We start from the raw sequence: 23954 nt of genomic DNA on the forward strand, positions 1-23954 counted from the left end.
TTATTCCTTTTTTAATAATATTATCCTGCCGTCTAACTGAAGAATTTCAGTGCCACCAGAAATAAGCAGAAAAATAGCATTCCCCATGACATTTGACGATGCGCTTGCCGTGCAGGATTGGTACTGGTGGTTTTATTTTTTCTCGTGTCGATGTTCATAATGAAATATTACCCTGATCGATAATAAACCGATGCCATCCCTTGCCGGGCAGGCATGTATGAAAAACGATGAACGATGGCGCGCCAGCAAGCTGGGCGTCATTTTTTTGTTTTATAGATGATGTTTATTAATTCACTTATATATAGAGAAATACCGTTCGAAAATATTTCTTTTGCAGCTATGCTGAATAAATAAAGATAAATTATCTTACCTGTAAAAAATGAAAAATCCACGAGTAAATTTAGCTTTGGGAAAATTAATTTATAGCGATAGCTACTTTCTATTATTCAGCGTTAATAACAGTGATTGCATAAATAAATACTGCCAGCGGCGAATACGGAGCGGCGATAACGAAAAAGCCTGACGCAATGTTGCGCAACGAGGCTATGATGACTTCTCTTGCTGGACGGCGGCGCAGGTAGGGCCGCAATAGACCTGCAGGATCGGGGATCGCCGACCGCCATTACGCAAATACGTGCGAATATGATTCACTTTCCTGTGCATAGTCGGCAGTTTATGTATTACAGGTAGTTATATTATGGTGGTTCTCTTGCGACCTGGGCGCATTCTGGCAGGGTGAATATCAGGACGCAGGGATCGGCGAGAAACGCTATCTCGCTCACCAAAGAGTCGTTAAGCGCATCGCGAGTCATGCGGAACAAGATCATGAATAATGAAAAAAAAGTCGATCACCAGGATGAAGATACAAGGCACCTCTTCGAGCTGCTGAACAATAATTCGGACTGGGTTTGGGAAGTGGATGCGCAGGGACGTTATACCTGGTCTTCCGAGGTGGTCACGGAACTGCTTGGCGTGTCGCCGAAAGAGGTCATTGGCAAAACGCCCTTCGATTTTATGCCGCCGGGGGAAGCTGAGCGCGTGGCAGGCGCGTTTGGCGCGATCGTGATGGAAAAACGGGCCTTCTCCGGCCTGGTAAACCGTAACCAGCGTGCTGATGGCAGCATTGTGGTGCTTGAGACCAGCGGCGTTCCGCTGTTTGATGAGCAGGGGGAACTGCGAGGCTATCGCGGCATCGATCGCAATATCTCCAACCTTGGCGAGCGGGTTCTGCAACTGGAAACCATCTATGAAACCACGCCGGTGGCGCTGTGCATGATCGATCGCCAGGGGCGAATGGTGATGTCCAACAAAGCGATGGCGAAGTTGTTGGGGAACACTGTACCGCAGGGCTTTGAAAGCCATGTTCAGCAGTTGATGCCTGACTACTGGCCCTTTTTCCTTACCGATTTTGCCCTTGCTGACAATGGCGAAGAGTTGCCTTCGCGCGAACTCGGCTGGCGCGATCGCTGCTACGATATTCAGTCGGTGCCGGTGCGCGATGCGATGGATGCGGTCGTCGGTTTATCGGTGACCTGGGTGGATATCACCGAGCGTCGTCATGCGGAACATAAGCTCGCCAGCGCGAATAAAGTGCTGCAACAGTACGCCCAGCTCGACCATCTGACCGGTTTGTTTAACCGTCGCTACATGGATGAGTGTCTGCTGGCGGAGATTGCCCGCGCATTGCAGGAGGATTTTCCGCTGTCGGTTTGCCTGGCGGATATCGATTACTTCAAAAATTACAACGACAGCCAGGGGCATCAGGCCGGAGATGACTGCCTGCGCATCGTTGCCAAAACCCTTACCGCATCGCAACTGCGCAGCGACAATAATGTCAGCCGCTATGGCGGCGAAGAGTTTCTGATTATCTTACCTGGCACCGATTTGGCGCAGGCGATGGGGATGGCTGAAGGCGTGCGCAGTCGTGTCAGCGCGCTACAGATGCCGCATGACGCCAGCCCCATCGGCTTTATTACCATCAGCATTGGTGTGGCGACATTGCAGGCCGGGCAGCCGGAGTGTGAGGGTAAACCGCTGCATATGATTGCCAGCGGCCTAATCCATCGGGCTGATACCGCGCTCTATGCGGCGAAAAGACAGGGACGCAACCAGGTCGTTTCCGCGCGGGATACCTCTTGCAGCTAAAAGGGAGCCATCAGGCTCCCTTTTAACGTCTCAGGCCAGCGCCTGTTTCCAGTCGGCAATCAGATCCTTTTCATCTTCAATACCCACCGACAGGCGAATCAACTGTGGCGTAATGCCGTTCGCCAGCCGCTGTTCCAGCGGGATTGAAGCGTGCGTCATGCTGAATGGCTGGCTGACCAGGCTTTCGACGCCGCCCAGGCTCTCAGCCAGCGTAAACAGTGTTAATTTTTTGATGATCTCGCTTGCCCGCGCATCGTCGCCTTTCACCACCACGGAAATCATGCCGCCCGGCAGCGCCATCTGCGTGCGAGCCAGTTGATATTGCGGGTGGGATTCCAGCCACGGAAACCACACTTTTTCCACCTGCGGTTGCTGCTCCAGCCAGCGTGCAAGCGCCAGCGCGTTGCTGCTGTGGCGCTCCACGCGCAGGGAAAGGGTGCGGATACCGCGCAGCGTCAGGAAACTACTGAAGGGATCGAGCACGCCGCCGACGGCGTTTTGCAGATAACCGAGTTTTTCCGCCAGTTGCGGGTTATCACCGACGACCGCCAGACCGGCAACCACATCCGAATGGCCGTTCAGGTATTTGGTGGCGGAGTGCACCACAATATCGAAACCCAGCTCCAGCGGGCGATGGATTACCGGCGATGCGAAGGTGTTATCCGCCACGCTCAGCACGTTGTGACGTTTGGCGATGGCGGCGATAGCGGCCAGATCCGCCAGCTTCAACAGCGGGTTGGTGGGCGTTTCCACCCAGATCATTTTAGTCTCCGGGCGAATGGCCGCTTCCAGCCCGGCCAGATCGTCCGGCTTCACCCAGCTTACCTGCAACCCGGCGCTGCGGCGGCGCACGTTTTCAATCAGGCGATACGTGCCGCCATAGACATCATCAATCGCCACCAGATGGCTGTCTTTATCCAGCAGTTCCAGCACCGTGGAGATACTGGCGAGGCCGGAGGCAAAAGCATAACCGCGTGTACCGCCTTCCAGTTCGGCGATAGCTGTTTCCAGCGCGTGGCGCGTCGGGTTGCCGCTGCGCGAATATTCATAACCGGTGTGCTGGCCCGGCGCAGGCTGTGCAAAGGTGGAGGTGGCATAAATCGGCGGCATGACCGCGCCGTGTTGGTCGTTGAAGACGCCGCTATGGACGCTTTGCGTTGCCAGGTTTTTCATTTTGTTTTCCTTATTGTTCAAGACGGTTGCGCCAGGTCGTCAGCACATCGCTACGGGTTATCAGGCCGACAAAGCGGCCGTTATCGGCGATCACCGCCACCAGGCCGCGATCGAAAATGTTGCGCAGTGCGCTTTCCGGCGCATGCTTATCGAGAATTTCTACGTTACGTGTCATCGCCTGGCGAACCGGCAGGGAGAAGCGCTGGCTGTCGCCCTGCACGTGGCTTATCAAATCCCACTCATCGACGATGCCGACCAGTTGGCCGTTTTCCAGCACCGGCAGTTGCGAAATGTCATACAGCCGCATGCGCGCCAGCACGGCGGCGAGGCTGTCTTCCGGCGCGGCGGTCACGGTGGCACCTTCGTCGTGACGCAGGGCGATAAAATCCGTGAGATCGCCATTCGACGGGCGGGTCAGCAGACCTTGCTGGCGCATCCAGTCGTCATTAAACATTTTCGACAGGTATTTGTTGCCGCTATCGCAGGCGAAAGTGACCACCCGTTTTGGCGAGGTTTGCGCCTGGCAGTAACGCAGTGCGGCGCTGAGCAGGGTGCCGGTAGACGATCCCGCCAGAATACCCTCCTGTTGCAGCAATTCGCGTGCGGTGGCAAAGGCTTCACGGTCAGTGACGCGGAAGGCTTTATGCACGCCGTCGATCTGCGCCAGCGGCGGAATAAAATCCTCACCGATACCTTCAACCAGCCAGGAACCCGGCTCACCATAACGACCGGTTTCAACCTGATCGGCGAGGATCGATCCTGCCGGATCCGCCAGGACGAACTCGGTATGCGGTGAGTGTTGCGCGAACCTGGCCTGTAAACCGCCAAGCGTGCCGCCGGAACCAACGCCGACAACGATGGCGTCAATTCGCCCGTCGAGCTGGGCAAAAATTTCTGGAGCGGTCGTGGTCGCGTGCGCCAGAGGGTTGGCTTCGTTATTGAACTGATCGATGTAAAACGCTCCCGGCGTTTCTTGTGCCAGACGACGGGCGTAATCCTGGTAATAAGCCGGATGGCCTTTGTTGACGTCGGAACGCGTCAGCACCACTTTTGCACCCAGCGCGCGCAGGTGGAAAATCTTCTCGCGGCTCATTTTGTCCGGCACCACCAGGATCAGCGAATAGCCTTTTTGCGCGGCGATCAGCGCCAGCCCCAGCCCGGTATTGCCAGCCGTAGCTTCAATAATCGTACCGCCAGGCGCGAGCAGACCCAGCCGCTCGGCTTCATTGATCATCGACAACGCCACGCGGTCTTTAATCGAACCACCGGGGTTCTGGTTTTCCAGTTTGAGAAATAATTCGCAGGGGCCGCTTGCCAGTTTATGCAACTGCAACAGCGGCGTTTGGCCGATCAATTCGGTTACTGAATGGAAGACAGACATTGTGTATTCACCCGTGGAAAAAACTGATGCACGGATGATAGGTCTGTCATTTTTCGCTTTTAAAGAATCTTTATTCGGCGTTTAGAACAAACGGAAATATAAAGCTCTGTTTAGCCATCGGGAAGGAGAGCCGTATAGTCGTCCGGACGTGTTAATAGCTAAAAAACGCCTTTTTGCGCTGATTTCATGCACTTTTTGCCGCTTCTTTGCCGGAGTTATGCGTTTTTCGGTAATAGATTGCGAAAAAAATCCTTATGGCCAAATTCCGCATTCTGCCGCTTTTAGCGCTTTTGGTTATAAGCGAGTGACATTTAGTTATTTGAAATATAACTGCGGCTGATTATTATCACCTGGACATCCATACTGCTAAACCGCCAAACGGAAACACCAACGAATGATCGTGCTAAGGAATATTTCCAAAATTTTCGACCAGGGAAAGGCATCGATTACCGCCGTCGATAGCGTCAATCTGACGGTTGAGCAGGGGCAAATTTACGGAATTATTGGCTACAGCGGTGCTGGAAAAAGTACGCTGATCCGTTTACTGAATGGCCTGGAAAAGCCGACCAGCGGCAGCGTGGTGATTAACGGTCAGGACATTGCGCAAGCAAAGGGCGAAGCCCTGCGTCAGGCGCGTCTGAAGATCAGCATGGTCTTCCAGCACTTCAATTTATTGTGGTCGCGCACGGTCAGCGAAAACATCGCCTTTTCAATGCAGATTGCCGGTGCGCCAAAAGCGAAAATTCAGGCCCGCGTGGCGGAACTGATCGAGCTGGTGGGGCTGAAAGGCCGCGAGAATGCCTATCCGTCGCAGCTTAGCGGCGGGCAGAAACAGCGCGTTGGCATTGCGCGCGCGCTGGCGAATAACCCGGACGTCCTGCTGTGCGATGAAGCGACCTCGGCACTGGATCCGCAGACCACCGATCAGATCCTCGATCTGCTGCTGGATATTAATCGCCGTTTCAAACTGACCATCGTGCTGATCACCCATGAAATGCACGTGGTGCGCAAAATCTGCGATCGGGTCGCGGTAATGGAGAACGGCAAAGTAGTGGAAGAGGGCGACGTGCTGAACGTCTTTACCCATCCGCAGCAGCCGATTACCCGTCAGTTTGTGCGCCAGGTAAGCCAGTATAAAGAAGAAGAGACGTTCAACCCGGAGTTGAACAGCGATCTCGACGGCACGGTTATTAAGCTGACGTTTACCGGCCACAGTACGCACCAGCCGATCGTTGGCGAACTGACGCTGCGTTACGGTCTGCCGTTCAATATTCTGCACGGCAAGATGTCGCAGACGGCACACGGTGTTTTTGGACAATTATGGGTGCACGTGAAGGCGACCCCGGAACAACTGGACAATATCCTTGCGGATTTGCGCAACACCGATATTGCAAGCGAGGTCGTAACACATGGCTGACTCTTTCTTCCCGCATCTGAAATGGGAACAACTCTGGGCGGCGACGCAAGAGACGTTATATATGACGGCGCTCTCCGGCGCGGCAACATTCGTACTGGGTATTTTGCTGGGACTGGCGCTGTTTCTGACGGCGCGCGGCGGGCTGTTCCAGAACCGCACGCTGTATAGCGTGATTTCGATTGTGGTGAATGTTTTCCGCTCTATCCCGTTCATCATTTTGATTGTGCTGTTGATCCCTTTTACCAAAACCATCGTCGGGACCATTCTCGGCGCGAATGCCGCGCTGCCCGCGCTGATTGTCGGTGCGGCGCCGTTTTACGCGCGCTTAGTCGAGATTGCGCTGCGCGAGGTGGATAAAGGGGTGATCGAGGCGACGCGTTCAATGGGCGCGCGGCTGAGCACACTGGTCTTCCGGGTATTACTGCCTGAATCATCGCCTGCGCTGGTGTCCGGTATTACCGTGACGCTGATTGCGCTGGTGAGTTATAGCGCCATGGCCGGAGTTATTGGCGCGGGCGGGTTGGGTAATCTTGCTTATCTGGAAGGATTCCAGCGCAACCACAACGACGTCACGCTGGTGGCGACGGTGACGATTCTTATCATCGTCTTCATTATTCAGTTCTGCGGCGACGTGATCACTTCTCTGTTAGATAAACGATAATTATTGGAAACCACCATCATGAAAAAAACACTGACACTGATTGCCGCAGCAACCCTTAGCGTTCTGAGCTTCTCCTCCTGGGCGGATACACTGACCGTCGGCGCATCCAACGTGCCGCACGCGGAAATCCTTGAGCAGGCGAAACCGATTCTGGCGAAGCAGGGCATCGATCTTGAGATCAAACCGTTCCAGGATTACATTCTGCCGAACACCGCGCTGGCCAGCCGCGAACTTGATGCGAACTACTTCCAGCACATTCCGTATCTGAACAGCGTTATCAAAGATCATGCGGGCGACAAATCTTATGATTTCGTCAGCGCTGGCGCGATTCATATCGAGCCGATTGGTATCTATTCTAAAAAATACAAATCGCTGAAAGACCTGCCGGTAGGCGGCAAAGTGATCATGCGTGATGCCGTTTCTGAAGAGGGGCGTATTCTCTCCATCTTCGAAAAAGCGGGCGTGATCAAGCTGAAACCGGGCGTGGATAAAGTGACGGCGCGTATCGACGATATCGTTGAGAACCCGAAAAAGCTGAAGTTCCTGCCGAACGTGGAAGCCGCACTGCTGCCGCAGATGTATAACAACAATGAAGGCGATGCGGTGGTGATCAACGCCAACTACGCCATCGATGCGGGCCTGGATCCGGTACACGATCCGATCGCCGTTGAGAGCGGTGAAAACAACCCGTATGCCAACATCATTACCGTACACCGCGGCGACGAGAAGAAAAAAGATATCGTGGCGCTGGTGAACGTGCTGCACTCCAAAGAGATTCAGGACTGGATCCGCACCAAATATAAAGGTGCGGTGATCCCGGTTAACAACTGATCCCCTTCGCGCGCGGTTTTACCTGGCCGCGCGCCATTTCCTTCTGCCCCTTCTCTTATTCCTTGTGATTAATCTCACCAATTTTAAACATCTGCGTTAACACTCATTAACAATGCACTACTATTGCCAGGTTCAGTGACTGCGGGAGCCAGCAATGAAAGATGTCGTGATTGTGGCGGCGGTGCGTACGCCGATCGGCTGTTTTCAGGGAGCGCTGTCGCGCCATTCTGCCGTAGAACTGGGTAGCCTGGTGGTGCAGGCGCTGGTGGAACGCAGCGGCGTACAGCCACAGGATATTGATGAAGTGATTTTAGGCCAGGTGCTGACCGCCGGAGCCGGGCAAAACCCTGCCCGCCAGTCGGCCATCAAAGGCGGCCTGCCGAACACCGTTTCTGCCATTACCATCAACGACGTGTGCGGTTCCGGGCTAAAGGCGCTGCATCTGGCATCGCAAGCGATTCAGTGCGGCGAGGCGGATGTGGTGATCGCGGGCGGTCAGGAAAACATGAGCCGCGCGCCGCATGTTCTGACCGACAGCCGCACCGGGGCGCGACTGGGTAACAGCCAGTTGATTGACAGCCTGGTGCATGATGGCCTGTGGGATGCGTTCAATGATTATCATATGGGCGTTACCGCCGAGAATCTGGCGCGCGAGTATGGCATCAGCCGCGAGCGGCAGGATGAGTGGGCGTTAAGTTCGCAGCATAAAGCGCGTGCGGCGATTGATGCTGGCCGTTTTCGTGATGAAATAGTCCCGGTGAAGACGCAGAGCGCGGACGGGCAACCGCTGCTGGTGGAGACCGATGAGCAGCCGCGCACCGATCCCAGTGCGGAAGCGCTGGCGAAACTGACGCCCGCCTTTGAACAGACGGGTTCAGTCACTGCCGGAAATGCGTCGCCGCTGAACGATGGCGCTGCTGCCGTGCTGATGATGAGCGAAGGCAAAGCGGCCGAACTGAATTTACCGGTGCTGGCGCGAATTCGCGCCTTTGCCAGCGTTGGCGTCGATCCGGCGTTGATGGGGATCGCGCCGGTTTATGCCATGCGTCGCTGTCTGGAGCGCGCAGGCTGGCAGCTTGACGATGTCGATCTGATCGAAGCCAACGAAGCTTATGCGGCGCAGGCGCTGTCGGTGGGGAAAATCCTCGAATGGGATGAGAAGCGCGTTAACGTCAACGGCGGCGCTATTGCGCTGGGCCATCCGATTGGCGCTTCCGGTTGCCGAATTCTGGTTTCGTTGCTGCATGAGATGCAAAAGCGCAATGTCCGCAAAGGGCTGGCGACACTTTGTATCGGCGGCGGGCAGGGCGTGGCGTTGGCCGTTGAACGCGATTAATCTCTTCCTTATTGCGAATAAAGCCTTCCATCCGGAAGGCTTTATTATTTGTGACACCCATCGCAAGTGTTGTTTCAATTAAAATAAAACTTCTCTTTCTCGCGCTAATAACATGCTCGATTTAATTAAATCATTTATTTAAATCTCTATATCTATATTATCCCCCGCGTTACAATTTGAAATGATCAAGATAAGCTGGCTTATTATTAGTCGGTTTTGGTTGTAGCTCTATGTTTTGCATTGTGTTTTTTATTTGTATTTAACTATGTAAGATAACCGTTAATAGAAAAATGGTGTGATCTTGACCCTGTTTGTTACTGCTTTTAACTGCAATTTATTGATATTCATCACGCCGTTATACATAGTTCCGCCGCAGACAAATATTTACGATCGCGATCACTAAAATAAAGTTCTCATAAAAATAAAATAGAATTCCATAAAAATGGAACATAATTTTAATTTATTGGGGTAACTCATGTTTAAAAAATCTCTGGCTCTTGCTTCACTCCTTGGCGCATCCTTCGCTTCACAAGCGGTCACTGTAGACTTACGTCATGAATACATCGATAGCGGTTCAAACGCCGATCGCGTTGCGGTTTCTCACCGCTTTGAAAATGGCGTTGGTTTTGGTGTGGAAGCGAAATGGAAATCGGGCGGCGACGATGCGGATAAACCGCTAACGGAAATCGTCGGTAACGGTCACGAAGAATCCATTAACTGGCGCTGGGCAGCGACCAAAAATATTGCGTTAACACCAGGCTTTAATATCGAAAGTAAAGATACCAACTCTATCTATAAACCCTATATTCATGCGCAGTACAGCTTCGATAACGGCGTTTATATTGCCGGCCGTTACCGCTATGAATACACACGTAACCCGGATTCCAGCACCGTTGATAACAAGGTCAACAAATTCGATGCATGGCTCGGCTGGGCGATGGGCGATTATCGCGTTGAGCTGAACTATGTTTACGCCAAAAGCACCGAAGATGTTATTCGCGAAAACAACAAAACCTATTCCAACGAATACAACGCTAAAGTGGCCTATAAACTGGATAAAAACTGGTCTCCGTATGTGGAAGTCGGCAACGTTGGCGTGAAAACCACTGACGAACGCCAGACCCGTTTCCGCGTCGGTGTCGCGTACTCTTTCTGATTGTCTGCATTACCCTCAATAAATTCCCCGGAGCTTTTGGCCGGGGATTTTTATGCCCGTCATATGCCCGTCATACTTCACGCTGCAGGTGCGTTGCATGCCGGATGGCGCGAACGCGTATCCGGCCTACAACAAGACGGTCTTTTTATGTTCTCGTGAATGTATGCCTTAAATAATTCGCGTTGCAGGAAGGCGGCGACGCAGCGAATCCCCAGGAGCTTACTGAAGTAAGTGACTGGGGTTCGCGAGGAAAGCCAACGCATCTGCAACGCGAAGTATGACGGGCATAGGGCATAGGGAGGTAAAAAAAAGCCCTCCGGGGAGGGCAAGGCCAGTTACAGAAACACTTACTCAAAATCTATGCTTGCAACAAGGTGCGTTGTTCCGGAAGTTTCGCGATATAGAGCGCCGGTTTGCCGTCTTTATCCGAACTAAACAAAATCGCGCTGTCGTCCGGTGTGAACGACGGATGTGGATGGGTTACCTGGCGGCTGTTGGCAAACGTCGCCCATGAGGTGTCGTGTCGCGCCACGCGGAAATAGCCTTTTTGCGCCACGTCGAAAACGTACAAATAAGGATCGTTATCGATGGTGTAACCGCTGGTATCTTTCACATCTACCGGCGTACCGGAACCATCACCAACCAGCAGCGTGCCGTCGAAATTACTCATCAGATGCGAGCAGGCAGGCATGGGCATTACAGCTTCATTGACGCCGGTATCCGGGTTGAAACGGTAAATCATACGGCCCTGTTCTCCCTTCAGATACGAGACATACACCAGCGCGGAACCGTTCGGCACCCAGAATTCGTGCGTGCAGCTTTCGCCTTCAGCGTGATCTTTCACTTTGCGCACGTTGCTGCCGTCTTCATTCACCAGCCACATCCGCGCATCCACCAGATCGTGTGGGCCTTCATGGCAGAACGCGACGGTATTGTCATCGAACGGACGGTAAATGGGATGTCCGAGCCAGTTTTTCTCTTCATGGATTACGCTGCTTGCGCCGCTTTTCAGATCGACACGCAGCAGGCGGCAGTGCGGCCCTTTGTGGAAGAAATCATGGAACAGTTTCCAGTCATTCAGCGGCGTCCAGTCGCTGGCGGCAATCTCGATCCCCACCAGTTTGCTGCAATCGCTATTGGCAACCCAGGTGCCGTAACCGACCCACTCATCCGGCACGCGATAAACTTCACGCTCTGCCAGCGTCTGCAAATTCACTTCGCGCAGGGTGCGATCGTTTTTCACATAGTAGAGCGCGCTGTCATCCGGAGAGAGAAAACCACCGAAGGTGTTGTCGCCCGCGCCTTCCGTTAACTGAATGGCTTCGGCTTTGGCGATATCCAGCAGGTAGTAGTTCCAGTGTCCGTCAAATTCACCGGCGAATAACAGATGGCTGCCATCATTAAAGAAACACTTTTGATAAAAGTAATTCCGGTGACAGGTCACTTCCGGTGGGGTTAAGCGGGTGACTTCCGCGCCGGTATCCGGATCGCGGCTGATTGCATAATTGAGTTTTACCCGCATGCCTTTCGCCATTATTTCGCTCCTTTTTCGGGTCTGCTGGGAAAGCGTGCGTCCCAATGATGACCACTGATTCTCATAAGTTTAAAAACAGGGTGTTAAATTATCAAAACATTGTTTCAGTATGTGTGATTGCTGACGCACTTTATAAGAAAATTCCAGCTATTACGCAGTATGTGGAGAGAAGAAGAAGCCGGGTAAAGGCGAACTTTGATTTTAAACAGGAAAAGTGCTGATCGGCTGCCGGAATTCAAAGATGAGCTTAACTTATTGTTTGATATTATTAATTTCAAGCTCAGGATGTAAAGAAACCCCTCCGCTGGCGCTGTCAACGCCAAACAATCGTGATCGCACTTACAGATTTCATAATAATCAGCAGAAAAATTGAAACGTTGTTTTATTCATAATTGAAAACATGTTTTAGCCGGGATAAGATGCGTCTAAAGAAGAAACGGAACGACGTTTCCAGTTCCGTTTTGCGCCGTTTCGATCAAATTTACGTCGGAGGTTATTGTGGAAGTCAGACAAAGCATCCACAGTGCGCACGCCAAAACGCTGGATACCCAGGGCCTGCGCAATGAGTTTTTAGTTGAAAAAGTGTTCGTTGATGACGAATACACCATGGTCTACAGCCACATCGACCGCATCATTGTCGGCGGCATTAAGCCGGTACAGAAAAACGTTTCTGTCGGCGGCGAAGTGGGTAAGCAACTTGGCGTGACCTATTTCCTCGAACGCCGTGAGCTGGGGGTCATCAACATTGGCGGTCCGGGTACCATTACCGTTGACGGCCAGTGCTATGAAATTGGTCACCGCGATGCGTTATACGTTGGCAAAGGCGCGAAAGAAGTGGTTTTCGCCAGCGTCGATAGCGCAAAACCGGCCAGGTTCTACTACAACTGCGCGCCGGCGCACATGACCTTCCCAACGAAAAAAGTGACCCCTGCGGATGTCGCGCCGGTCACCCTTGGCGATCCGCTCACCAGTAACCGCCGCACCATCAATAAATATTTCGTGCCGGATGTGCTGGAAACCTGCCAGTTAAGCATGGGGCTGACCGAGCTTGCGCCGGGCAACTTGTGGAACACCATGCCGTGCCATACCCATGAACGCCGCATGGAAGTCTATTTCTACTTCAACATGGAAGAGGATGCCTGCGTTTTCCACATGATGGGAGAACCGCAGCAAACGCGTCATATCGTGATGCACAACGAGCAAGCCGTCATTTCTCCAAGCTGGTCCATTCACTCGGGTGTCGGTACGCGTGCGTACACCTTCATCTGGGGAATGGTGGGTGAGAACCAGGTCTTTGATGACATGGATCACGTCGCTGTAAAAGATCTGCGCTAATTGCGGGCAGCATAAAACCATGCCTGTCCGGTACAGGCGCTGATAGATTAAGGAACTAACATGATTCTGAATGCATTTTCTCTTCAAGGTAAGGTTGCGGTGGTGAGCGGTTGCGATACCGGTCTCGGTCAGGGGATGGCGCTGGGTCTGGCGGAAGCAGGCTGCGACATCGTTGGCATCAACATCGTTGAACCAACAGAAACCATCGAGCGCGTGACCGCGCTGGGCCGTCGTTTTCTCAGCCTGACCGCCGATCTGCGTAAGATCGACGGCATTCCGGCACTGCTGGAACGTGCGGTCGCAGAGTTCGGTAAGATCGATATTCTGGTAAATAACGCCGGTTTGATCCGCCGTGAAGACGCGATCAACTTCAGCGAGCGGGACTGGGATGACGTCATGAACCTGAACATCAAGAGCGTATTCTTTATGTCTCAGGCGGCGGCGAAACACTTTATCGCTCAGGGTAACGGCGGCAAGATCATCAACATCGCTTCCATGCTCTCCTTCCAGGGCGGCATCCGCGTTCCGTCTTACACCGCGTCAAAAAGCGGCGTAATGGGCATCACCCGTCTGCTGGCTAACGAATGGGCGAAGCACAATATCAACGTCAATGCGATTGCGCCGGGCTACATGGCGACCAACAACACCCAGCAACTGCGCGCCGACGAACAGCGCAGCGCCGAGATCCTCGATCGTATCCCGGCTGCGCGTTGGGGTCTGCCGAGCGATCTGAAAGGGCCGGTGGTGTTCCTCGCGTCGAAAGCATCTGACTATATCAACGGTTACACCGTGGCCGTTGATGGCGGCTGGCTGGCACGCTAACTCGCCTGCCGGCGCCTGACAAAGCCTGCCTGCGGGCAGGCTTTTTTATATCTGCATAATGTTTGTCCATATGTGTTTAATTGAAAAATCCATATCTATTTCTCGTGAAATCACACTCTTCTTTATAAATTTTATAAAAATTAGATATTTAAAATTAGTTTAGTGCTTAAACTATATTTTCAAAATTGTAAACTCCATCACAAAACACTATGCCATAGCGAATTAATCCATATCTTCGCGAGTTCCTCACTGACGCTCCCTGCGGTTGCTGACTTACTTTCATAGAACACCTTACTTTGTGCAGGCAGGGAAAAAATGACTTCTATCAGTAATGACTCTGTAACACTTCCGCGCGCATTGCGTGACACCCGGCGGATGAACCTGTTTGTTTCTGTTTCGGCAGCGGTCGCCGGGCTGTTGTTTGGCCTTGATATCGGCGTGATCGCCGGTGCGCTGCCGTTTATTACCGATCATTTTGTGTTGAGCAGCCGCCTGCAGGAGTGGGTGGTAAGCAGCATGATGCTTGGCGCAGCGCTGGGCGCACTGTTTAACGGCTGGCTCTCGTTCCGCCTGGGGCGTAAATACAGCCTGATGGCCGGTGCGGTGCTGTTTGTTGCCGGTTCACTCGGTTCGGCGTTTGCCGGTAGCGTGGAAATGCTGCTCCTTTCTCGCGTGCTGTTGGGCATTGCGGTGGGGATTGCTTCATACACTGCACCGCTCTATCTCTCAGAAATGGCCAGCGAAAACGTACGCGGCAAGATGATCAGCATGTACCAGTTGATGGTAACGCTGGGGATTGTGCTGGCATTCCTCTCCGATACGGCGTTCAGCTACAGCGGTAACTGGCGGGCGATGCTCGGCGTGCTGGCGTTGCCGGCGGTGCTTTTGATTATTCTGGTGATTTTCCTCCCCAACAGCCCGCGCTGGCTGGCGCAAAAAGGGCGTCATATCGAAGCGGAAGAGGTGCTGCGGATGCTGCGCGATACCTCGGAAAAAGCCCGCGAGGAGCTGAACGAGATCCGCGAAAGCCTGAAACTGAAACAGGGCGGTTTTCAGTTGTTTAAAACCAACCGCAATGTGCGCCGCGCGGTGTTCCTTGGCATGTTGTTGCAGGCGATGCAGCAGTTTACCGGGATGAACATCATCATGTATTACGCGCCGCGCATCTTTAAAATGGCCGGTTTTACGACCACTGAGGAGCAGATGATCGCCACGCTGGTGGTCGGGCTGACCTTTATGTTCGCCACCTTTATCGCGGTATTTACGGTGGATAAAGCAGGGCGTAAACCGGCGCTGAAAATTGGTTTCAGCGTGATGGCGATTGGCACGCTGATCCTCGGTTACTGTCTGATGCAGTTTGATAACGGCACGGCGTCCAGCGGTTTGTCCTGGCTGTCGGTCGGCATGACCATGATGTGCATCGCCGGATATGCGATGAGCGCCGCGCCGGTCGTGTGGATCCTCTGCTCGGAGATCCAGCCGCTGAAATGCCGTGACTTTGGTATCACCTGTTCAACCACCACTAACTGGGTGTCGAACATGATTATTGGCGCGAGTTTCCTGACGTTGCTGGATGCGATTGGCGCGGCCGGGACGTTCTGGCTCTATACGGCGCTGAATCTGGTGTTTGTCGGCGTCACGTTCTGGCTGGTACCGGAAACCAAAAACGTCACGCTGGAGCATATCGAGCGTCGTCTGATGTCCGGCGAGAAGCTGCGGGATATTGGGGTTTAACGGTTTGACGTATGTGGAATTGTTCCGTTCACCACATGTTTAGCAGACGCGTAAACTCTGTGGCTCGTGAACGGGAGAAGGGATGCTGCCGCGCACCCCTTCTCAATCCCCGCGGGGGACACAACCCCGGCTGTGAGCCTGGTGTAACCAAAAATTGTCTCATCGCTGAAGGTGTTGCAGCGCGTAGGCCCGGTAAGCGCAGCGCCACCGGGCAATAACCATTACACCCGCGCCAGATAGAGCGCTGGCATTCCTTCGGCATCCGAGGTGTACAGCACCCATTGATTATCCGGCGTAAACGACGGATGCGGATGCGTCACCTGGCGGTCGCCGTCCAGCACTTTCCAGCTACTGTTATGCTGGCAAATCGCAGTCTGCTCGCCGCTGTTGATATTGAAAATCCAGATAAACGGATCGTTAAGATGAATAGCGCCGGTATGGTGCGGCGCGCCGTCGCCCACCACTAAACTGCCATCTTCGTTACTCATCAAATGCGAGCAGGGTGGGATCGCCATTAACTGACGGTTTTCCAGCGTCTGCGGATCGGCGCTGAACAGGTAGCGCCGCGGATCGTTCTCCTGATGTGCCACGTAATAGAGCGCGGAGCCGTCCGGTACCCAGAATTCATGGGTAAAGCTCTCTCCCGGCTGGTGCTGGCGGACTTTGCGCAGGTTGCTGCCATCTTCATTAATCAACCACATACGCGCATCAATCACATCACGCGGCCCTTCATGACAAAATGCCACGGTGGAATCATCAAACGGACGGTAAATCGGGTGCCCCAGCCAGCGTTTTTCCTGCAACAACGTGTCGCGTTCGCCGCTGTGTAAATCGATGCGGATCAACCGGCATTCCGGCTGCGTAAAGTAGAAGTCGCTGAATTTTTGCCAGTCGGTCAGCGGTTGCCAGTCGCTTTTCTTGATTTCGATACCCACCAGTTTTGTGCAGGCGGAATTCGCCACCCAGGTGCCGTAAGCCACCCAGTCGTCATCGACCTGATAAACGATATGCTCTTCCAGTGTGTGCAGATCAACACGCCGTAATTCGCGGGTGTTTTTCACATACCACAGTGAACGATCGTCCGCCGATAAAAAGCCGCCGAAAGTATTATCCCCGGCGCCTTCGGTTAACTGTGTTGCTTCGTGACGGGCGAGATCCAGTAAATAGTAATTCCAGTGGCCTTCAAATGCGCCGCCGAAAAGGAGTTTCCCGCCGTCGCGGGTAAAGCATTTTTGGTAGAAGTAATTACGGTGACAAATAATGTGCGGCGGCGTCAGACGAATAACCTCGTGCCCCGTTTTTTCATCGTGCTGGTGACGGAAGGTGAGTTGAACAATTTTCCCCTTTGCCATCTGCGGCTCCTTAGATAAAAAAATACCCTGCCGCGGGCAGGCAGGGTATGTCGTGACGGAAAAACGTTAGCGCATCGCGCGTTTCAGGATTCGTTCAGCCTGGCGCTGGAAATCAGCGGCCGTTTCTTCCACGGATTTCTGACCATAATCGATGTACTGAATCGCCGTGCCGAACTGGGCAACAATCTGTGGATCGTCAAAGTACGGCGACACAGAGAGTTTGGTCGGCAGAGACTGCGCCAGGCGCAGACCCGCCACCGAGGGATCGTTCTCTTTGATCGCACCGTTGGCGGTCAGCGTTTGCACTGCGGCTTTGCTCAGCGGCACGCCACGCTCCAGACCCAGCGTTTCCACACCCTCTTTGCTGTTGAGCAGGAAGTTAATCACTTCTGCCGCTTCTTTCGGATGTTTGGTGGATTTACCAATCGACAGCATCTGCGCCGGTTTGAAGAACAGACCCGCGTCCGTTGCACCCGGCAACATCGGGTAATCACCCAGCACCAGTTTGGCTGGCGGCTTCAGGTTGTCGGAGTATTTGGTGATGGTGGAGTTCCACATATAAGTACCGGCCCATTCACCTTCGATCCACGGCTTCATCTCATACATGTTGCTCTTACCGAACGACGCATAATATTTGGCATCCGGCATCACATGGCTATCGACCAGTTTTTTATACATCTGGAAGAATTCCACCCACTGCTCACTGCTGTAGCTGAATTTCTTCGCTTTTTCGTCAACGGCCGGAATGTTGTACTTCTGCACCATGTAAGAGTTCAGCAGCGCCAGCGTATCCTGATGCTCCAGCACCACCGGGTAATACTGTTTGCCGAGCTTGCTTTCGAAAGTTTTGCCTGCGGCTAACAGCTCATCCCAGGTTTTCGGGAAGGCGACACCCGCTTTTTTCCACTGCTCATCGTTAAAGTAGAAGACGCGCGCGGTAACGGAGATCGGAATGCCGTTCAGCTTGCCGTCAACGGTGGTGGATTGCAGCTCTTTGGCGTCGAACTGGCTCAAATCGATGATGTCTTTCACCTGGTTCAGGTCGTAGAAGCCTTCGCCATTTTTCGAGAAAATCGGCAGCCAGTTCCAGTTGGTTTGCATTACATCCGGTTCGGTACCGCCTGCGATTTGTGTGGTCAGACGGGAGAGGTGGCCGTCCCAGCCGGTATATTCGGATTTAACGTTAATGTTCGGATGCTGTTTGTGAAACTCTTCCAGCGCTTTTAATGTGACCTGATGACGACCGTTGCCCCCCCACCAGGACATACGCAGGTCAACATTATCAGCAGCAGTTGCGGGTACAGCGCACATGCCCAGAGTTGCGGAGATAACGGCGCCTATAAGCACTTTTTTCATTTTTATACTCCAGAGTTTGTTTAAACTTTATTCTTCAGGCTGCTGCGTTGTTGACTGCGCCTGCGCACCCCGGTCACTTACTGATATAAGCTCCCGGGGATGCACCGGCTTGCCGCCTCGACGCATCCCGAAGGATTTCGTTTTTTTATAGGGAAATGTTCTGTTCTGTTTTTGCGTCAAAAATATGACACTTATTCATATCAAACTTAAAATACACCTTACGATGAAGTCCCTTTGCAATCATTGGCTTAGCTTCATCGGAAGGAATTCGTGCCGTTAACTCGTAGTCAGCGACTTTCAGGTAAATAAAGAACTCGTGCCCCATGTTTTCGACACGCACCAGATCGCCGCTGCCGCAGTCTTCATCGAACGGCTCATCGGCAACGGAGACAAATTCCGGACGTACGCCGAAGAACACCTCTTTGTCGGCATAGCCCACCACTTTCTCCTGCTGACGCGCATTCAGCGCCAGCGTTTCGTGGCCGAGGGTGATATGCAGTTGCTCACCCTTTTTCACAATTTTCGCCGGTTTGATGTTCATTTCCGGCGCGCCGATAAAGCCCGCCACGAACATGTTTTTCGGGTAGTGATAGAGGTTGTCCGGGGTATCGACCTGCATGATATGACCGAGCTTCATCACGCAGATGCGATCGCCCATGGTCATCGCTTCGGTCTGATCGTGGGTGACATACACAGTGGTTGCCGGTTTACCGGATTTCTTCAACTGCTTGTGCAGGTCGGAAATACGGATGCGCATGGAAGCACGCAGTTTGGCATCGAGGTTCGACAGCGGTTCGTCGAACAGGAACACATCCGGCTTTTTCACAATCGCGCGGCCGACCGCTACACGCTGCGCCTGGCCGCCGGAAAGCTGACGCGGCAGCCGGTCCATCAGCTCTTCCAGTTCGAGGATTTTCGCCGCTTCATCCACCTGTTTGGTGATCTCATCTTTCGGCAGCTTGCTCAGCTTCAGGCCGAAGGCGAGGTTTTCCCGCACGGTCATATGCGGGTAGAGCGCGTAGTTCTGGAACACCATGGCAATACCGCGCGCCTTCGGTGCGAGGTTATTGACGATCTTCTCGCCGATGCGCACTTCGCCGCCGCTGATGGTTTCAAGGCCTGCCAGCATACGCAGGGTGGTGGATTTGGCGCAGCCGCTTGGTCCGACAATGACCATAAATTCACCGTCGGCAATTTTCAGGTCGATACCATGTACCGCTTTGAAGCCGTTGGAGTAGACCTTTTCCAGTTTGTTGAAAATCACTTCAGCCATGATACTTCCCTCTTAACCTTTAATTCCGCTGCTGGTTACGCCCTGTACGAAGTAGCGTTGTGCCAGGAAGAAGACAATGATGGACGGCAGAATGGAGATACTCGCCATTGCCAGAATTTCGTTCCACGGCGCACCTTCGGTCACGTCGATGGACATTTTCAGCGCCAGTGCGATCGGGTATTTATCCACGCTGTAGACGTAAATCAGCGGCCCGATAAAGTCGTTCATTGACCACATGAACTGGAACAGCGCGACAGAGATAATGGCCGGTTTCAGGATCGGCACCACCACGTACCACAGTACCTGCCAGGAGTTACACCCGTCGATCTGCGCCGCTTCTTCCATGTCGCGCGGCACGCCGCGTAAGAACTGAATCAACATAAAGACGAAGAAACCTTGTGTGGCGAAAGCCAGTGGCAGATAGAGCGGCATATAGCTGTTGAGCATGCCCATTTCACGGAACATCAGGTACTGCGGGATCAGCAGCACGGTGCTTGGCAGCAGCATGGTGGCGATCAGCGTACCGAACCAGAAGTTCTTCCACGGGATTTCAAAGCGGGCGAAACCGTAAGCCACCACCGTTGAAGAGATAATCGTCAGGATCACTTTCGGGATCACATACTTGAAGGTGTTCAGCATGTAATGGCCGAAGGTGTACTCCGTCCCGGTTTTCCAGCCGTTGATAAAACCGTCCCACGTTGCGTGCGTCGGCCACAGCCCCAGCGTGGTGAAGATTTCATGGTTCGGTTTGAACGACGCAGAGAACATCCACGCCAGCGGGTAAAGCATTAACAGGCCGACAAAGAGCAGGATCGTATAGCGGATCCAGGCGCTGATTTTCTCGCGGCGCAGGGTGCGCGCCACTTCACGTTCGGCTTCCTTCATGCCCGGCGTGAGATGTTGGATATCAGCCATTTTTGCCTCCCTTATCGGCAGAGTAGAACACCCAATATTTCGAGGATTTAAAGGCGATGGAGGCAAAGACCGCCACGACCAGGAACAGAACCCAGGCCAGCGCCGCACCGTAGCCCATATCGAAATATTTGAAGGCGGTATCGTAGATGTAGAGCGAGAACAGATAGGTGTAATAGGTCGGGCCGCCGCCGGTGATGACATACGGGCCGGTAAACTCCTGAAACGCCTGCGTGGTCTGCATAATAAAGTTGAAGAAAATCACCGGTGTAATCAGCGGTACGGTCACTTTCATGAACATCTGCCATTTGCTGGCACCGTCGATCATTGCCGCTTCGTACTGGGATTGCGGGACGTTTTGCAGTGCGGCAAGGAAGATCACCATTGCAGAGCCAAATTGCCACACGCGCAGCAGCGTCACCGACATCAGCGCCAGCGACGGTTCGCCCAGCCAGTTCACCGGATCCAGGCCGAACACGCCGATAAAGCTGTTCAGCAGGCCATCAATGGCGAACAGCGCGCGCCACAGTACGGCAATGGCGACAGAGCTGCCGAGAATGGACGGAATGTAGTAAGCCGTACGGAAAAAGCCGATGCCGCGAAGTTTAAAATTCAGCACAAAGGCAATACCCAGCGCAAAGGCCAGTTTCAGCGGGATGGTCAAAAAGACATAAGCAAAAGTCACGCCCATCGATTTCCAGAAGAGGGTATCTTCCGTAAACATGTAGCGATAGTTTTCGATGCCGTTAAATACCGGCGGGCTCATCAAATCGTACTCAGTAAAACTGAGAAAGAATGATGAAATGAATGGGAAGGCCGTAAAGACTATCAACCCAATAATGTAGGGCGATATCCAGGCCAATCCCAGTAGTCTGTTTTCATTCATACATACCTACCTGGCGAACAATGTGTAATACGGATTCGGAGAGTTACTTTCTCCCGCCGCCGTAGCCGCGGGGATAAAAACAGCGTCTGTATGTGCGCTCGCTCACAATATGTGCCGTAGCCAGCGCAATGTAGGTCTAACTACCAGAAATTATTAGTAAAACCCCTGGTTTTAATAACGTCTGAACATGCATTCTTGATTTGTAAAACATCGTTTTAAAATATTTTATTGGGTTTTAAATTCGCGTCATTCGATTAATTCGCGAAATGTGATCAAAGTCGAAACGATGTTTCAATAAAGTGAGGTGGTAGCGTTTTTCGCCCGAAAAACACGGGGTTTACAGAATCATCCAGGGGAAATAAACACCTAATGTTGCCGCGGATTAAGTATCGCAGAATGAAACCATTCAAAATGAAAACGATGATCTGGCGAATTATTTTACTGTCTGTGGGAAATAAAAAACGCCCCCAATAATGGGGGCGTTAATTAGGGTGCTTACTATCATTATTTTAAGAAATCTTCGCGCACCGGGGTGAAGGTATCAAGCAGGGTTCCCACCTTCAGGCAGACGCAGCCGTGCATAATGTGCGGTTGCTTATAAAGAGTATCGCCTGCGGTGACGATATGTTTCTCATCACCGATGGTAAATTCGAACTCACCGGATAAGACATACGTGAGCTGTTCGTGAGGATGGTTGTGCATCGGGCCGATGGCACCTTGTTCGAACATGACTTCGACCGCCATCATTTTGCCGCCATGGGCGAGGATACGACGCGTTACGCCGTTGCCCAGATCGTCAAGCTGAGTGTCTTTATGGAAGATAAACATCGGGCTGTCCTGTAGTGAAGAAAAGAGTTAGTGAAACGTTGTTTCAAAATAATTTATCTCAGCGTTCCGCAAAAATAAACGCGAGACCAGAGAAGTTGAAAGTCGATCACAACTTTGATTGACTGATTGCAAAACCTGACGGAGAAACGCTATGAAAACGATAGGGCTGCTGGGTGGGATGAGCTGGGAATCGACCATCCCTTACTATCGCCTGATTAACGAGGGTGTGAAGGCCCGGATGGGAGGTCTGCACTCCGCCAGTTTGTTGCTGCACAGCCTGGATTTTCACGAAATCGAAGCCTGCCAGGCAACGGCACAGTGGCATAAAGCGGGTGAGATCCTCGCGCAGGCCGCTGCGGGTCTGGAGCAGGCTGGCGCGCAAGCCATTGTGCTTTGTACCAACACCATGCACAAAGTGGCCGGGCAAATTGAAGAGCGTTGCCATATTCCGTTCCTGCATATTGCCGACGCCACCGGGCGCGCCATTGAAAGCGCGGGCATGCGCAACGTCGCGCTGCTGGGCACGCGTTACACCATGGAGCAGGATTTTTATCGCGGGCGGCTGGAAAAACAGTTTGGTATCGAAACCTGCGTACCCGGCCCGGAAGATCGCGAACGCGTGAATGAAATCATCTTTGAAGAGCTGTGCCTTGGCACATTCAGCGATGAGTCGCGTTACTATTTTATCAATCTGATCAAACAAATGGCGAGTGAAGGCGCCGAAGGGGTGATTTTCGGCTGTACCGAGATTGGCCTGCTGATACCGGAAAAGAGCAGCCCGATTAAGGTGTTTGACACCGCCGCGCTGCACGCGGCCGATGCAGTGAATTTTATGCTCTCTTAGGACTCGCCCAGCATGGCGGCCAGCGGCTGGGCGATCAGCGGCATGGCTGCCTGTAAATGGCGCGCGAAAGCATCCACCAGCGCCGACGCCGGACGATGCAGTGGGCGGATCAGACTGACGGTAAAGGGGACGTCGATACTAAAACGGCGCACGGCGATACCGCTGGCGGCGTAATCCAGCGCTGTCAGCGGGTTAACCACAGAAAGCCCAACGCCCGCGCGCACCATTGCACAAACCGAGGCGGCGCTGTGGGTTTCCAGCACCATTCGCCGTTTCACCTGATGTTCCGTAAACAGCGCATCCAGCAGTTGCCGGTAGCTATCGGTACGCGACAGGCTGATGTAATTCTCCCCCTGAAAATCGGCTGGCGTCAGCACCGTTTTGCTGGCCAGCGGGTGATCCTGCGGCATCACGCACACTTCATTACAGGTCAGCAACGGCGTACGTTCGGTGCCCGCCGGGGTGCTCAGCGTTTCGGTCAGGCCTAAATCATGGCGCTGTGCCGACAGCCACTCCTCCAGCAACGGCGACTCCTGCGGCACAATGTTCAGGCTGACATCCGGATAGCGGGCGAGAAAAGGTTGTAACAGCAGCGGTAAAAAAGATTGCGAGAAGACGGGCAAACAGGCGACGGAGAGTTCCCCCTGGCGAAACTCGCGCAGGCTTTCGGCGACGCTGACAATTCGGTCCAGCCCGTACCATGAGCGCTGCACCTCTTCAAACAGCCGCAGCCCTTGTACCGTAGGATGCAAACGCCCGCGCGAACGTTCAAACAGCTTCAGCCCCAGCACCTTTTCACAGCGCGCCAGCTCGCGGCTGACCGTCGGCTGCGAGGTATGCAGCAAGGCTGCGGCTTCAGTCAGATTGCCGGTGGTCATCACCGCGTGAAAAATTTCGATATGGCGCAAGTTAACAGCTGGCATCGCGGGATCTCGTTGCTGTGGGTTATCCATATCATTTTTGCATAGAGTCGCGATA

Annotated in this window: 20 protein-coding genes; 10 read left to right on the forward strand and 10 right to left on the reverse strand. The window is 53.2% G+C overall.

What is annotated here, in order from left to right:
• Window positions 1-825 precede the first annotated feature (825 nt).
• Window positions 826-2145 (forward strand): sensor domain-containing diguanylate cyclase, encoded by a 1320-nt coding sequence (locus DK872_RS11780; RefSeq protein ID WP_035887610.1) that lies wholly within the window; start codon window positions 826-828, stop codon window positions 2143-2145.
• Window positions 2146-2175: 30 nt separating this feature from the next.
• On the opposite strand, the gene DK872_RS11785 is transcribed toward DK872_RS11780, so the two are convergent.
• The gene (locus DK872_RS11785; protein ID WP_007370319.1) at window positions 2176-3318 is read right to left on the reverse strand and encodes a PLP-dependent aspartate aminotransferase family protein; all 1143 of its coding nucleotides are present in this window, start codon (window positions 3316-3318) and stop codon (window positions 2176-2178) included.
• A 10-nt stretch (window positions 3319-3328) separates the two neighbouring features.
• Window positions 3329-4699, reverse strand: coding sequence for a cystathionine beta-synthase (locus tag DK872_RS11790; protein WP_161518383.1), 1371 nt, complete (start codon window positions 4697-4699; stop codon window positions 3329-3331).
• A 394-nt stretch (window positions 4700-5093) separates the two neighbouring features.
• On the opposite strand from DK872_RS11790, the gene DK872_RS11795 reads away from it, so the two are divergent.
• The 5 genes from DK872_RS11795 (at window position 5094) to DK872_RS11815 (ending at window position 10100) form a co-directional block, all read left to right on the forward strand.
• A complete protein-coding gene (locus tag DK872_RS11795) occupies window positions 5094-6116 on the forward strand; it encodes a methionine ABC transporter ATP-binding protein (RefSeq protein ID WP_007370322.1) in 1023 nt (340 codons plus the stop codon).
• Window positions 6109-6777 (forward strand): methionine ABC transporter permease, encoded by a 669-nt coding sequence (locus DK872_RS11800; protein ID WP_007370323.1) that lies wholly within the window; start codon window positions 6109-6111, stop codon window positions 6775-6777. Before DK872_RS11795 ends, DK872_RS11800 begins: the two co-directional genes overlap by 8 nt.
• An 18-nt stretch (window positions 6778-6795) precedes the next feature.
• Window positions 6796-7608: a MetQ/NlpA family ABC transporter substrate-binding protein gene (locus DK872_RS11805; RefSeq protein WP_007370324.1), complete on the forward strand. Its 813-nt coding sequence runs from the start codon at window positions 6796-6798 to the stop codon at window positions 7606-7608.
• Between the two features lie 154 nt (window positions 7609-7762).
• The gene (locus tag DK872_RS11810) at window positions 7763-8944 is read left to right on the forward strand and encodes an acetyl-CoA C-acetyltransferase (RefSeq protein WP_007370325.1); all 1182 of its coding nucleotides are present in this window, start codon (window positions 7763-7765) and stop codon (window positions 8942-8944) included.
• Between the two features lie 475 nt (window positions 8945-9419).
• Window positions 9420-10100, forward strand: a complete 681-nt coding sequence (locus tag DK872_RS11815; RefSeq protein WP_007370326.1) for a porin — start codon at window positions 9420-9422, stop codon at window positions 10098-10100.
• 358 nt (window positions 10101-10458) lie between these two features.
• Here the strand turns inward: DK872_RS11815 and DK872_RS11820 are convergent, their stop codons facing one another.
• Complete coding sequence (locus DK872_RS11820) at window positions 10459-11634, reverse strand: oligogalacturonate lyase family protein (protein ID WP_007370327.1); 1176 nt, start codon at window positions 11632-11634, stop codon at window positions 10459-10461.
• Between the two features lie 498 nt (window positions 11635-12132).
• Here DK872_RS11820 and kduI point away from each other — a divergent pair, with 498 nt between their 5' ends.
• The 3 genes from kduI (at window position 12133) to DK872_RS11835 (ending at window position 15525) form a co-directional block, all read left to right on the forward strand.
• Window positions 12133-12969, forward strand: coding sequence for a 5-dehydro-4-deoxy-D-glucuronate isomerase (kduI, locus tag DK872_RS11825; RefSeq protein WP_090397864.1), 837 nt, complete (start codon window positions 12133-12135; stop codon window positions 12967-12969).
• 60 nt (window positions 12970-13029) lie between these two features.
• Entirely contained in the window at window positions 13030-13791 is a 762-nt protein-coding gene (gene kduD / locus DK872_RS11830; protein ID WP_161518384.1) for a 2-dehydro-3-deoxy-D-gluconate 5-dehydrogenase KduD, read from the forward strand.
• Between the two features lie 315 nt (window positions 13792-14106).
• Window positions 14107-15525 carry a sugar porter family MFS transporter gene (locus DK872_RS11835; protein WP_007370331.1) on the forward strand — a complete coding sequence of 473 codons (1419 nt, stop codon included), beginning with the start codon at window positions 14107-14109 and terminating at the stop codon, window positions 15523-15525.
• Between the two features lie 221 nt (window positions 15526-15746).
• On the opposite strand, the gene DK872_RS11840 is transcribed toward DK872_RS11835, so the two are convergent.
• The 6 genes from DK872_RS11840 to DK872_RS11865 form a co-directional block, all read right to left on the reverse strand.
• The gene (locus DK872_RS11840) at window positions 15747-16877 is read right to left on the reverse strand and encodes an oligogalacturonate lyase family protein (protein WP_161518385.1); all 1131 of its coding nucleotides are present in this window, start codon (window positions 16875-16877) and stop codon (window positions 15747-15749) included.
• A 66-nt stretch (window positions 16878-16943) separates the two neighbouring features.
• Window positions 16944-18233 carry an ABC transporter substrate-binding protein gene (locus tag DK872_RS11845; RefSeq protein WP_079517399.1) on the reverse strand — a complete coding sequence of 430 codons (1290 nt, stop codon included), beginning with the start codon at window positions 18231-18233 and terminating at the stop codon, window positions 16944-16946.
• Window positions 18234-18378: 145 nt separating this feature from the next.
• Complete coding sequence (locus tag DK872_RS11850) at window positions 18379-19506, reverse strand: ABC transporter ATP-binding protein (RefSeq protein WP_007370334.1); 1128 nt, start codon at window positions 19504-19506, stop codon at window positions 18379-18381.
• Between the two features lie 12 nt (window positions 19507-19518).
• Window positions 19519-20421, reverse strand: a complete 903-nt coding sequence (locus DK872_RS11855) for a carbohydrate ABC transporter permease (RefSeq protein ID WP_007370335.1) — start codon at window positions 20419-20421, stop codon at window positions 19519-19521.
• Window positions 20414-21304, reverse strand: coding sequence for a carbohydrate ABC transporter permease (locus DK872_RS11860; protein WP_007370336.1), 891 nt, complete (start codon window positions 21302-21304; stop codon window positions 20414-20416). The genes DK872_RS11855 and DK872_RS11860 overlap by 8 nt, the downstream gene beginning before the upstream one ends.
• Window positions 21305-21808: 504 nt before the next feature.
• Entirely contained in the window at window positions 21809-22132 is a 324-nt protein-coding gene (locus tag DK872_RS11865; protein WP_161518386.1) for a cupin domain-containing protein, read from the reverse strand.
• A gap of 151 nt (window positions 22133-22283) precedes the next feature.
• Between DK872_RS11865 and DK872_RS11870 the strand changes: the two genes are divergently transcribed.
• Entirely contained in the window at window positions 22284-22976 is a 693-nt protein-coding gene (locus DK872_RS11870) for an aspartate/glutamate racemase (protein WP_007370338.1), read from the forward strand.
• Here the strand turns inward: DK872_RS11870 and DK872_RS11875 are convergent.
• Window positions 22973-23899: a LysR family transcriptional regulator gene (locus DK872_RS11875; RefSeq protein ID WP_090397917.1), complete on the reverse strand. Its 927-nt coding sequence runs from the start codon at window positions 23897-23899 to the stop codon at window positions 22973-22975. The genes DK872_RS11870 and DK872_RS11875 overlap by 4 nt on opposite strands.
• Between the last annotated feature and the right edge of the window lie 55 nt (window positions 23900-23954).

The organism is Kosakonia sp. MH5 (assembly GCF_009935945.1).
Classification (GTDB): Bacteria; Pseudomonadota; Gammaproteobacteria; order Enterobacterales; family Enterobacteriaceae; genus Kosakonia; species Kosakonia radicincitans.

Excerpts from the sequence above, each read along its gene's own strand:
- DK872_RS11780 (WP_035887610.1), top strand. The coding sequence starts at position 826 with ATGAATAATGAAAAAAAAGTCGATCACCAGGATGAAGATACAAGGCAC.
- DK872_RS11785 (WP_007370319.1), bottom strand. The coding sequence starts at position 3,318 with ATGAAAAACCTGGCAACGCAAAGCGTCCATAGCGGCGTCTTCAACGAC.
- DK872_RS11790 (WP_161518383.1), bottom strand. The coding sequence starts at position 4,699 with ATGTCTGTCTTCCATTCAGTAACCGAATTGATCGGCCAAACGCCGCTG.
- DK872_RS11795 (WP_007370322.1), top strand. The coding sequence starts at position 5,094 with ATGATCGTGCTAAGGAATATTTCCAAAATTTTCGACCAGGGAAAGGCA.
- DK872_RS11800 (WP_007370323.1), top strand. The coding sequence starts at position 6,109 with ATGGCTGACTCTTTCTTCCCGCATCTGAAATGGGAACAACTCTGGGCG.
- DK872_RS11805 (WP_007370324.1), top strand. The coding sequence starts at position 6,796 with ATGAAAAAAACACTGACACTGATTGCCGCAGCAACCCTTAGCGTTCTG.
- DK872_RS11810 (WP_007370325.1), top strand. The coding sequence starts at position 7,763 with ATGAAAGATGTCGTGATTGTGGCGGCGGTGCGTACGCCGATCGGCTGT.
- DK872_RS11815 (WP_007370326.1), top strand. The coding sequence starts at position 9,420 with ATGTTTAAAAAATCTCTGGCTCTTGCTTCACTCCTTGGCGCATCCTTC.
- DK872_RS11820 (WP_007370327.1), bottom strand. The coding sequence starts at position 11,634 with ATGGCGAAAGGCATGCGGGTAAAACTCAATTATGCAATCAGCCGCGAT.
- kduD (WP_161518384.1), top strand. The coding sequence starts at position 13,030 with ATGATTCTGAATGCATTTTCTCTTCAAGGTAAGGTTGCGGTGGTGAGC.
- DK872_RS11835 (WP_007370331.1), top strand. The coding sequence starts at position 14,107 with ATGACTTCTATCAGTAATGACTCTGTAACACTTCCGCGCGCATTGCGT.
- DK872_RS11840 (WP_161518385.1), bottom strand. The coding sequence starts at position 16,877 with ATGGCAAAGGGGAAAATTGTTCAACTCACCTTCCGTCACCAGCACGAT.
- DK872_RS11845 (WP_079517399.1), bottom strand. The coding sequence starts at position 18,233 with ATGAAAAAAGTGCTTATAGGCGCCGTTATCTCCGCAACTCTGGGCATG.
- DK872_RS11850 (WP_007370334.1), bottom strand. The coding sequence starts at position 19,506 with ATGGCTGAAGTGATTTTCAACAAACTGGAAAAGGTCTACTCCAACGGC.
- DK872_RS11855 (WP_007370335.1), bottom strand. The coding sequence starts at position 20,421 with ATGGCTGATATCCAACATCTCACGCCGGGCATGAAGGAAGCCGAACGT.
- DK872_RS11860 (WP_007370336.1), bottom strand. The coding sequence starts at position 21,304 with ATGAATGAAAACAGACTACTGGGATTGGCCTGGATATCGCCCTACATT.
- DK872_RS11865 (WP_161518386.1), bottom strand. The coding sequence starts at position 22,132 with ATGTTTATCTTCCATAAAGACACTCAGCTTGACGATCTGGGCAACGGC.
- DK872_RS11870 (WP_007370338.1), top strand. The coding sequence starts at position 22,284 with ATGAAAACGATAGGGCTGCTGGGTGGGATGAGCTGGGAATCGACCATC.
- DK872_RS11875 (WP_090397917.1), bottom strand. The coding sequence starts at position 23,899 with ATGCCAGCTGTTAACTTGCGCCATATCGAAATTTTTCACGCGGTGATG.